The sequence below is a fragment of the Deltaproteobacteria bacterium genome, from assembly GCA_019309545.1.
Classification (GTDB): domain Bacteria; phylum Desulfobacterota; class Desulfobaccia; order Desulfobaccales; family Desulfobaccaceae; genus Desulfobacca_B.
This window is the reverse complement of record JAFDGA010000051.1, coordinates 1-9,332: the sequence shown is the minus strand read 5'-3', so window position 1 is coordinate 9,332 and position 9,332 is coordinate 1. Positions and strand designations below refer to the sequence as shown.

Genomic DNA, 9,332 nt, shown 5'->3' with positions numbered 1-9,332 from the left:
CTTCCCTTTTTTATTTGTTATTACTCGGTCATAAAATAAATGAATTGGAGTTAAAAAACAGCTCTTGGGAAAGGGGGCTAGGGGTCGCAGACCCCTTGCCCCTCTCCCAAACCCCCTCCCCAACCCCTTAACAGGGGATGGAAGGGGAGCTTGAGGGGAGCCCTCAAATTAACCTTTTAAATGCACGGAATAATAACTCCAACCCCAAGGAAAAAAATCCCGGCAGCCACGAACCCAAGCATGGATAGCTTCTTAAAAGTGCAATGCATCAACTTTTCCGGCAGGTGCAAAAAATGACGCTTTATCTCGGGTTGGTCGGCGAAATTACGCATTACCCCTCCGCCGAAATATGGCCTCGGCCAGCAGCCAACTGGCAAACAAAAACAACAGACCGGCCAGCAGCGGGACAACCGGGGTGGCAAATGCGGATTGCCCGGTAACCCCCAGTTGCAAGAGCTCCACCACGTAGGTCAGGGGCGAGGCCAGGGCCAAGGGCTTAAGCCAAGAGGGCAATTGGGCCAGGGGCATGAAGATCCCGCTCACAAACAAGATCGGGAATCGGAAGAAGTTCATCAGGGTCATGGCTTCAAAGACCTCCCGGACCATAACCGCGGCAGTCAGGCCCAACAGGGAAAAACAGCCGGCTCCCAGCACCAGGCCCGTCGCAAAGATCAGGGGATTAACCATTGGCATTCCCAAGGCGAGCTTTAGGCCCAGGCTTAACGCCAAGGCCGAAGCCAGGCCGTAGGCTGAGGCACTGGCCGCCTTTCCCAGAATAATGGTGCGCATGGATAGGGGCGCTAAGAGCAGCCGCTGGAAAGTGCCGGCCCGCTTTTCAAAGGTGACCACGATGGCGGCCATGGAGGTATTGCCGAATAGCAAGGTCATGGCAATGACCCCTGGCGCAATGGCCAAATAGGTAGCCGGGTCTTTAACGTAGAGAGAAAGGATTAAGACCGCGGGGAACAACAACCCCCAGGTGATGAGCGGCGGCTTGCCGTAGTAGCTCTCAATGTCCTTGCAGCTGATGGCCAAGGCCCGCCGGAACTGGTTCATGCTCAAGCCTCTGCTTCCGGGCTGCCTTCGTCAAAGAAGCTCATGAAGGCGTCTTCCAGGCTGGGGGTGATGGTATGGATTTCCGCAATGCGCACCCCTTCGCTTCTGGCAAAGGCCACCAATTGCTCCAGAGCTGCCTGGGATTCGGCAACCTCGAGGCGCCAAGCCCCGTTTTGGGAAGAGGTTTTAAGAACCGCCGGACAGGTCCGCAGTAGTTGATCTGCTTCGATTTCCGGCGAGAAGGTCACCGCCAGGAGATTGAGGCGCTGCACCCGCTGCCGGATTTCCTCCGGCGTGCCCTGCGCCGCCACCCGACCCTGAATGAGGATGAGCACTCGCTGGCTCAAGGTCTCGGCTTCCGACAAGTTGTGGGTAGTAAGAAACACCGTAGCGCCCCGTTGGTTGATCGTCCGGATAAGTTCCCGCAAGGCCCGGGCGCTGGGCACATCCAGACCGGAGGTGGGTTCGTCCAGAAAAACCACCTCCGGATTATGCACCAGGGCGGCGGCAATGGTTAAACGCCGCTTTAATCCCCGGGACAGGGCCCCGAAGGGAGTGGCCGCCCGGTCGGCCAGTTCGAAGAATGTCAATAGCTCCTCAGCCCGGTAAGTGCGAGCCGGGCGCGGCAAGCCATATAATTCCCCCAAATACTCCAGATTGCGACGGCAGGTAAGTTCGGGATAGAGATTGGACTCATCGGGCACGACCCCAATGCGTTCTTTCACAAAAACCGGGTTCTGGGCCACATCTGCCCCGCAGATGCTTACCTCCCCGGCGTTTCGGTCGAGCAAACCGGAAAGAATCTTAATGGTGGTGGTCTTGCCGGCCCCGTTCGGTCCCAGGTAGGCAAAAATTTCTCCCCGCAGTACCGAGAAACTCACCTCGCATAGCGCCTTCAGGGAGCCAAAGCTTTTGTTCAAGCCGGAAACGACAATGGCTGGGGAAGATTCCATCTGGGGCAGCAAGCCGCTGAGGCCGGTAGGGAGACAAAGCCCCCTTCCGGGTAGCAACCTCACTTTTTTTGTGAAACCAGGCAAGGGTGTTCTGGAGCCTCACCATGGCATTTCTGGATCTGCTCCGGTGAGCAATTTTCCGGTTCGCCCTTCAACTCTTCCGGTTTCTGACATTCGGTTTTACAGTTACACATGGTTTACCTCCTGGTTTGGTAAAATTGCAGGGTTCTAACTCGGCTGGGAGCGTGAAGAACCCCTCTAAATCCTCTTTCCAGGGTGAGATTGTTTCATGGTTGAGTTGATAATGCATGAAATAACCGCGCTTTTCGGCCTTCACCAGGCCAGCCTCCTTGAGCATCTGCAGGTGCTGGGACACCGCGGCGAGGGTTATCCCCAGCATCTTTGCCAGGACCCCCACGCAAAGAAACCGGTGTTTAAGCGATTGGATGATCCTGACCCGGGGCGTAACTGCTAAGACCTTAAACATCCGGGCCAACTCTCGGTCAGTGGCCATATTTTATTTTAGCAGCTGCTAAATTAAGTGCTATAATTTTTTGGCGACAGGGTAAACTATTCCATTGAAGAGTTTGTCGCTGACAAAAAATCGACTCCGGTATGGGGATTAGGCCATGCTCTTCCCGGTTTCGGGGGTTGAAGTCAATCCACTTGTTCCGCCCCTGGTAGCCTTGGTGGTTTCCACGTTCACCTCCATGGGAGGCGTCTCCGGAGCCTTCCTGCTGCTCCCCTTTCAGGTGAGTGTCTTGAATTTTACCAGCCCCGCGGTCAGCCCTACCAATCTGGTGTTTAACATCGTGGCCATTCCCAGCGGTGTCTGCCACTACATCCGGGAAGGCCGGATGAACTGGCCTATGACCTGGGTGGTGATCCTGGGAACCTTACCCGGACTCTGGGCCGGGGCCCTGATCCGGGTGAACTGGATGGTGGAGCCAGGTCGATTCAAGCTCTTTATGGGATGTGTGCTCCTTTACATCGGCTTGCGGTTAGTTTATGAACAGACCTCTTGGGCCAAGCGGCGGAAGGCCAGAATTACGGAGTTCGAGGCCCGAGTCAAGGAACGCCTCCGGAAGCTACTGAAGGAAGCCGGGCCATCCTACGGGAAAGCCCTGCCTCCCGCTGCCCGGGTAAAGACCCGGAGCTGGGGGCTAAGGAGGGTTGAGTATGAATTTCTGGGAGAAACCTTCTCTTTTAATGCGCTGGTTCTGTTTCTGCTGTCCCTGATAGTCGGTCTCATTGGCGGCACCTACGGCATCGGCGGCGGAGCTATTATCGCCCCTTTCGTGGTGACTATCTTCGGGCTGCCGGTCTATACCGTGGCCGGGGCCGCGCTGATGGGGACCTTCATCACTTCGGTGTTCGGGGTGGCCGTTTACTATGTTCTGGCCCCCTTTTACCCTGGCCTGGGGGTTGCTCCGGATTTAACTCTTGGGGCGCTCTTTGGCCTTGGTGGTTTCTGTGGCATGTACGTGGGAGCCAGACTTCAGAAATTTATCCCCGCCCCCCTCATCCGTATCGGCCTGGGCCTAATTATTTCTTTCCTGGCCCTACGCTATGTTATAGGATTTTTTCTGTAAAGTGTTCGTGAGATATCTTCAAAGTCTCTTTTGGGGGGCATCTCGGAGTCCTAATCCTGGGGTTTTCCTTTTTCAAAGTAATAACTACCGCCTAATCACACCCGGCCCGCGCTTGGGACTGTCCTTTTCCCATAGGGCGGCACCATGGCCGGGATTCAAGCGCAGATTTTTCATTCCTCAGCTATCGTCCCACCCTAAACACTGGCATCACCCACTGGGCGGCAGCGATGCAGCGTCAGTGTAACGATCCGAACTTATCCTGTGCCTGTACGGCAAAGCTTGGATCAGGAATTCAATACAATAGATTCACCGTGCCAGGAGAGATAGTGGAGTTTGAACCATTCACATCATTTCTCAAAAAAATTCGCTTTAAGCAAATATTTTGATTGTGTGCTTTGCGGTATATGACCCACAATAATGCTTGATCGAGAGGGCCAGGAAGCCGCCCTCCGTCTTTGCCGCTGCAGTCGGTGAACCATGGGGCTTTGATCAACCGCCATAACCTCTCAAGGGGTTGAGATGGGGGAATAGTATGGATATCGACGCTGTGGTCGAAAACAGATCTCTTTACCGATCACGAAATTTTATGGTAGTTGACAAGATCATGTTTTGCCGATGGCAAAAATACTCATATTGGTTAATAGAGGCTAGTATGGTATGATAGCTTATGCATGAGCTTTCCCTTTTAGATGATCTGCTGGGTAAGATCGAAGCCCTGGTTCAGGAACATCAGGCCCAAAGGGTGTTGGCCCTCACTCTTCGGATAGGCTGTCTGGCGCATATCTCACCGGAGCACCTGCGTCATCATTTTCTCCTGGCTGCGCCGGGAACAGTGGTGGAAGGGGCCCGCCTAGAGATCAAAGTGCTTAACGACCTCACTCATCCTCAGGCCCAGGAGATCGTCCTGGAAGCCGTGGAGCTTGACGCCTAATGAGTCCCTTACTGCGGTCGGGCAATCTAAGCCGATCACTGCCTCATCGTCGCCACCGGTTCCGGTTGCAGGGAGTCGTCCAAGGGGTGGGCTTTCGGCCTTTTGTTTATCGGCTGGCCACCGAATTAGGGCTTTCTGGCTGGGTCAGTAATTCTCCCCAGGGAGTTGAGTTAGAAATCGAGGGCCCCCCGGAGCGGCTGAACAGATTCCAGGAGCGTCTGATATCTGAAAAACCGTCATTAGCCACCATCCGAGCGGTTGATTTACAGATCCTGGAACCCCAAGGCGACCGCAACTTTACGGTCCAGCCGAGCAGGCTTACCGGCCCCAGAACCGCCCTGGTGCTTCCAGATCTGGCCACCTGCCCGGATTGCCAGCGGGAAATTTTTGACCCCCATAATCGGCGTTATCGCTATCCCTTCACCAATTGCACTTACTGCGGCCCCCGGTTCAGCATTATGACGGGCATTCCCTATGATCGGCATCAGACCACCATGAAGCACTTTCCCTTATGTCCGGAATGCCTGGCCGAATACCATAACCCGGCTGACCGCCGTTTCCAGGCTCAGGCTATTGCCTGTCCGCAGTGCGGGCCGCATCTGGAGCTGTGGGATTGCCAGGGCAAAGTACAGGCCACCCACGAGGACGCCTTGCGGCAGGCTGCGGCGGCCATCCGGCAGGGAGATATCGTAGCCCTGCATGGCTTGGGGGGCTTCCAGTTAATAGTGGATGCCACTCAACCCGAAGCGGTGCAGCGCCTGCGGCAACGCAAAGACCGGCCGGAAAAACCCCTGGCCCTGATGTATCCTTCATTAGATTTGGTCAAGGCACACGTCGGGATTTCATCCCGGGAGGAGTCCTCGTTGCTCTCCCCGGAAGCCCCTATTGTGCTGCTCAGGCGTAAGCCGGAGGGAGAATTAATCCTAGTTAATGAAATTGCCTTGGAGGTGGCCCCCGGCAATCCTTATCTGGGCATTATGCTGCCTTATACACCCCTCCACCATCTACTGATGGATCTTGTGCAGGTACCGGTAGTGGCTACCAGCGGTAATCGCAGCGGCGAGCCGCTGTGTATTTCTCCGCCCCAAGCCCTGGAGCAACTTGGGGAAATCGCCGACCTTTTCCTGGTGCACAATCGGCCGATCGCCCGGCCGGTGGATGATTCCATTGTTCAGGTGGTAATGGGGCAGGAACAGCTGTTACGCCGGGCCCGAGGTTATGTCCCCCGATCAATATCTGTCCGTTCAGCTCTGCGGCCGATACTGGCCGTTGGCGGACACCAGAAAAATACCCTGGCCCTGGCCGCAAAGGAAGAAATCTGGCTCAGCCAACATATCGGCGATTTAGAGACCTGGGCGGCGGGCCAACGTTTCCAGCAGGTCCGGCAAGATCTAATCCAGCTTTATGACGGTCAGCCGGAAGCCGTGGCCAGTGATCTGCATCCGGAGTACTTTTCCACCCAGGAGGCGGAGCGCCTCGATCTGCCGCTTATTCAGGTGCAGCATCACTATGCCCATGTCCTGGCCGCCATGGCCGAACACAATCTGGCAGGGGGGCTGTTGGGAATCGCCTGGGACGGCTCCGGCTATGGTTTGGACGGCACTATCTGGGGCGGCGAATTTTTGGAAGTAAATACTATTTCATTTCAACGGGTCGCAACTTTCCGGGCTTTTCCCCTGCCGGGGGGTGAAGCTGCAATCAAAGAACCCCGACGCTCTGCCCTGGGTCTGCTCTATGAAATTTTTGGTCCTCGCTGCCTGGAAATGACAGAGTTGTCCCCGCCACGAAGCTTTTCGAAAACCGAACGACATATACTGGTAACCATGTTGGAGAAAGGTCTTAATTCTCCAATGACCTCGAGCGTCGGGCGCCTCTACGATGCCGTCGCAGCTTTGGTGGACCTGCGGCAACAGACCAGTTTCGAAGGCCAGGCCGCCATGGAACTGCAATTTGCCGGTGAACAAATAGAGAACCAGACCGCCTATGCCTTTACCATCAACGGTAATAGTGCTCTCCTGACCATTGATTGGGAACCCCTGGTCCTAGGTATTCTGGCGGACCTCGACCAAAATCAGACCGTAAATCTGATCGCCGCCCGTTTCCATTATACCCTGGTCGAAGTCATCCTGGCGGTGGCGAAACGATTTCCCTATCACCGGGTAGTACTCAGCGGCGGCTGCTTCCAGAACCGTTACCTTACTGAGAAAGCAGTGGAAAGCTTGGAAACCGCGGGTTTTCAACCCTACTGGCCCCGCTTAATCCCGCCCAATGATGGCGGGCTGGCAGTCGGGCAGATCATGGCGGCACAGAGAATATTATCGCAAGGGTAGAATACGATGTGTCTGGCGATTCCGGGGGAAATTTTGAGCATCCAGGGAGAGGAGCCGCTCTCCCGCACGGCCCGGGTGAGTTTCGGCGGCCTGGTCAAAGAGGTCAGCCTGGCCTGTGTACCACAGGCTCAGGTGGGCAATTATGTCCTGGTCCACGTGGGTTTTGCCATTAATATCCTGGACGCATCTGCGGCCCAGCAGACCTGGGAATTATTGCGGCAATTGGATAGGCCATCAAAATAGCAGAACCGGCCTTAGGATGTTTCCTTGATATGGGCGGGATGCCCGTCCTCCGGCCAAAAGGCCAACATGGAAGCTTGCTGTAACATAATGAAATTTTTGAATGAATATTGTGATCCAAAAGCCGCCGCCTGCCTGGCTCAGGCCATTAAGGAGCTGATTACCCGCCCCTGGACAATCATGGAGGTGTGCGGCGGCCAGACCCATGCCCTGGTGAAATACGGCATCGACCAGTTGTTGCCTGGCGAGCTTAATCTGGCCCACGGCCCTGGTTGTCCGGTCTGTGTCACCCTTCGCAGTCGGGTTTGAAACCACCGCCCCGGCCACTGCCCTGTCGGTTCTCCAGGCTCAACAACAGGGCTTGGCCAACTTTTCGCTGCTGATGGCCCAGGTGATTCTACCTCCGGCCATCAATGTCCTGTTAAAATGCCCTGGTCATAACCTGGATGGCTTTATGCTGGCCGGGCATGTCTGCAGCGTGATGGGATATGCCGGTTATGAACCACTGGCCCAGCATTATCAGGTGCCCATGGTGGTAACCGGTTTTGAACCGTTGGATCTGCTGCAAGGCATTTATCTCTGTTTGAAGCAATTGGAAGCCGGGCGAGCCGTGGTGGAGAACCAGTATTGCCGGGCAGTAAGTCGGGAGGGCAACCTGAGGGCCCAGAGCCTGATCTGGGAGGTCTTTGAACTAGAGCCGCGCGCCTGGCGGGGGTTAGGGGAGATCCCGGCCAGCGGCTTGCGCCTGCGGGACCGATACCAGCGTTATGACGCCGAGTGGCGTTTTGGTCCGGTGCAGACCAGGCCGGAGGCAGCTTCCGAGTGTATCAGCGGGGAAATTCTGCAAGGGCTCAAAAAACCCGACCAATGCCCGGCCTTTGGCTGCCGCTGCACCCCCAGCCACCCCCTGGGGGCTCCCATGGTCTCTTCCGAAGGCGCCTGCGCCGCTTATTATCAATATCGCCTCTTGGAATCGGCCATTACCCCTAAGTCCCAGAAAGACAAGGATTAATGGAGATAGTCCGATTTTCAGCATTGCCCCAGGTCATCACCCTGGCGCACGGCGGCGGCCGCCAGATGCACCAACTTTTAGAACAGTTGATCCTGCCGGTCTTTGCTAATCCCTGTCTAGAGACCCGGCATGACAGCGCCGTGGTCGAGTTATCCACGGTCAGACTGGCCTTAACTACCGATTCCTATGTGGTCCGCCCCCTGGAGTTCCCAGGGGGGGACATTGGCAGCCTGGCCGTCTATGGCACCGTCAACGATCTGGCCATGTGCGGGGCCAGGCCGTTTTATCTGAGCTGCGGTCTGATCCTGGAAGAAGGCCTGCCCCTGGCTACTTTACGGCGTTTGTTGCAATCCATGCAGGAAGCTGCGCAGCAGGCCAATGTGCTCCTGGTAACCGGAGATACCAAAGTGGTGGAGCGAGGCAAAGGCGACGGCCTCTACATTAACACGGCTGGGGTCGGGCTCATCTCCCACCCCTGGGCTATCGCCCCGGCCAGCGTGCGGCCCGGCGATATGGTGCTGGTCAACGGCGACCTGGGACGCCACGGTATGGCAGTCATGGCGGTGCGGGAAGGGCTGGCCTTTGAGACTCAGATAGAGAGCGATAGCGCGCCTTTAGCTGACCTGGTCCTGGCCCTCCTGGAGGCCGGAATTGAGATCCACTGTCTGCGGGACCTGACCCGCGGGGGGCTGGTGAGCGCCCTGGTAGAGATTGCCGAAACCGCGGCGGTGCACATTCATCTGGATGAAAATTGCATCCCGGTAAACCCAATGGTTCGGGGGGCTTGCGAGATTCTGGGTCTGGACCCGCTTTATGTGGCTTGTGAAGGACGGTTTGTGGCCTTAATCCCGCCCTCTCAGGCTGATCAGGCCATAAGCCTGATGCGCACCCATGCCCTAGGGGGTCAGGCGGTGGTTATCGGCCAGGTGATCGAGTCTGCCGCGGGCCGGGTTACCCTAAAGACGCCGATCGGCACTACCCGCCGCTTGGACCTGGCCAGCGGCGAACAATTGCCGCGCATCTGTTAGAAAAAACGGTTAATCTGAGGGGAGGGCCGGGGGACCGCCGGCTCCCCTTCCAACCCCCCTTAAGGGGTTGGGGAGTGGGTTTGGGAGAGGGGCAAGGGGTCTGCGACCCCTAGCCCCCTTTCCCAAGAGCTGTTTTTTAACTCCAATTCATTTATTTTATGACCGAGTAATAACAAATAAAAAAGGGAAG

At 56.3% G+C, this 9,332-nt stretch carries 8 protein-coding genes and 1 pseudogene; 6 read left to right on the top strand and 3 right to left on the bottom strand.

Translation table 11 applies throughout. The features are described 5' to 3' along the window. Positions 1-324 precede the first annotated feature (324 nt). From JRG72_11005 to JRG72_10995, 3 genes are all read right to left on the bottom strand, one after another. On the bottom strand, positions 325-1,056 hold the full coding sequence (locus JRG72_11005) for an ABC transporter permease (protein MBW2135731.1): 732 nt from the start codon (positions 1,054-1,056) through the stop codon (positions 325-327). Positions 1,057-1,058: 2 nt separating this feature from the next. Further along, a complete protein-coding gene (locus tag JRG72_11000) occupies positions 1,059-2,009 on the bottom strand; it encodes an ABC transporter ATP-binding protein (protein ID MBW2135730.1) in 951 nt (316 codons plus the stop codon). 151 nt (positions 2,010-2,160) lie between these two features. Beyond that, positions 2,161-2,523 (bottom strand): helix-turn-helix transcriptional regulator, encoded by a 363-nt coding sequence (locus JRG72_10995; protein MBW2135729.1) that lies wholly within the window; start codon positions 2,521-2,523, stop codon positions 2,161-2,163. A 115-nt stretch (positions 2,524-2,638) separates the two neighbouring features. On the opposite strand from JRG72_10995, the gene JRG72_10990 reads away from it, so the two are divergent. From JRG72_10990 to hypE, 6 genes and pseudogenes are all read left to right on the top strand, one after another. Continuing rightward, on the top strand, positions 2,639-3,601 hold the full coding sequence (locus tag JRG72_10990) for a sulfite exporter TauE/SafE family protein (GenBank protein ID MBW2135728.1): 963 nt from the start codon (positions 2,639-2,641) through the stop codon (positions 3,599-3,601). Between the two features lie 667 nt (positions 3,602-4,268). Beyond that, positions 4,269-4,532: a hydrogenase maturation nickel metallochaperone HypA gene (locus tag JRG72_10985; GenBank protein ID MBW2135727.1), complete on the top strand. Its 264-nt coding sequence runs from the start codon at positions 4,269-4,271 to the stop codon at positions 4,530-4,532. Next, a complete protein-coding gene (gene hypF / locus JRG72_10980; GenBank protein ID MBW2135726.1) occupies positions 4,532-6,862 on the top strand; it encodes a carbamoyltransferase HypF in 2,331 nt (776 codons plus the stop codon). The genes JRG72_10985 and hypF overlap by 1 nt, the downstream gene beginning before the upstream one ends. A 6-nt stretch (positions 6,863-6,868) precedes the next feature. Next, positions 6,869-7,105: a HypC/HybG/HupF family hydrogenase formation chaperone gene (locus JRG72_10975; protein MBW2135725.1), complete on the top strand. Its 237-nt coding sequence runs from the start codon at positions 6,869-6,871 to the stop codon at positions 7,103-7,105. A gap of 87 nt (positions 7,106-7,192) precedes the next feature. Beyond that, positions 7,193-8,114 (top strand): annotated as a pseudogene (hypD, locus tag JRG72_10970) (hydrogenase formation protein HypD). Beyond that, positions 8,114-9,142 carry a hydrogenase expression/formation protein HypE gene (gene hypE, locus JRG72_10965; GenBank protein MBW2135724.1) on the top strand — a complete coding sequence of 343 codons (1,029 nt, stop codon included), beginning with the start codon at positions 8,114-8,116 and terminating at the stop codon, positions 9,140-9,142. Before hypD ends, hypE begins: the two are co-directional and overlap by 1 nt. The last annotated feature ends 190 nt before the right edge of the window (positions 9,143-9,332 follow it).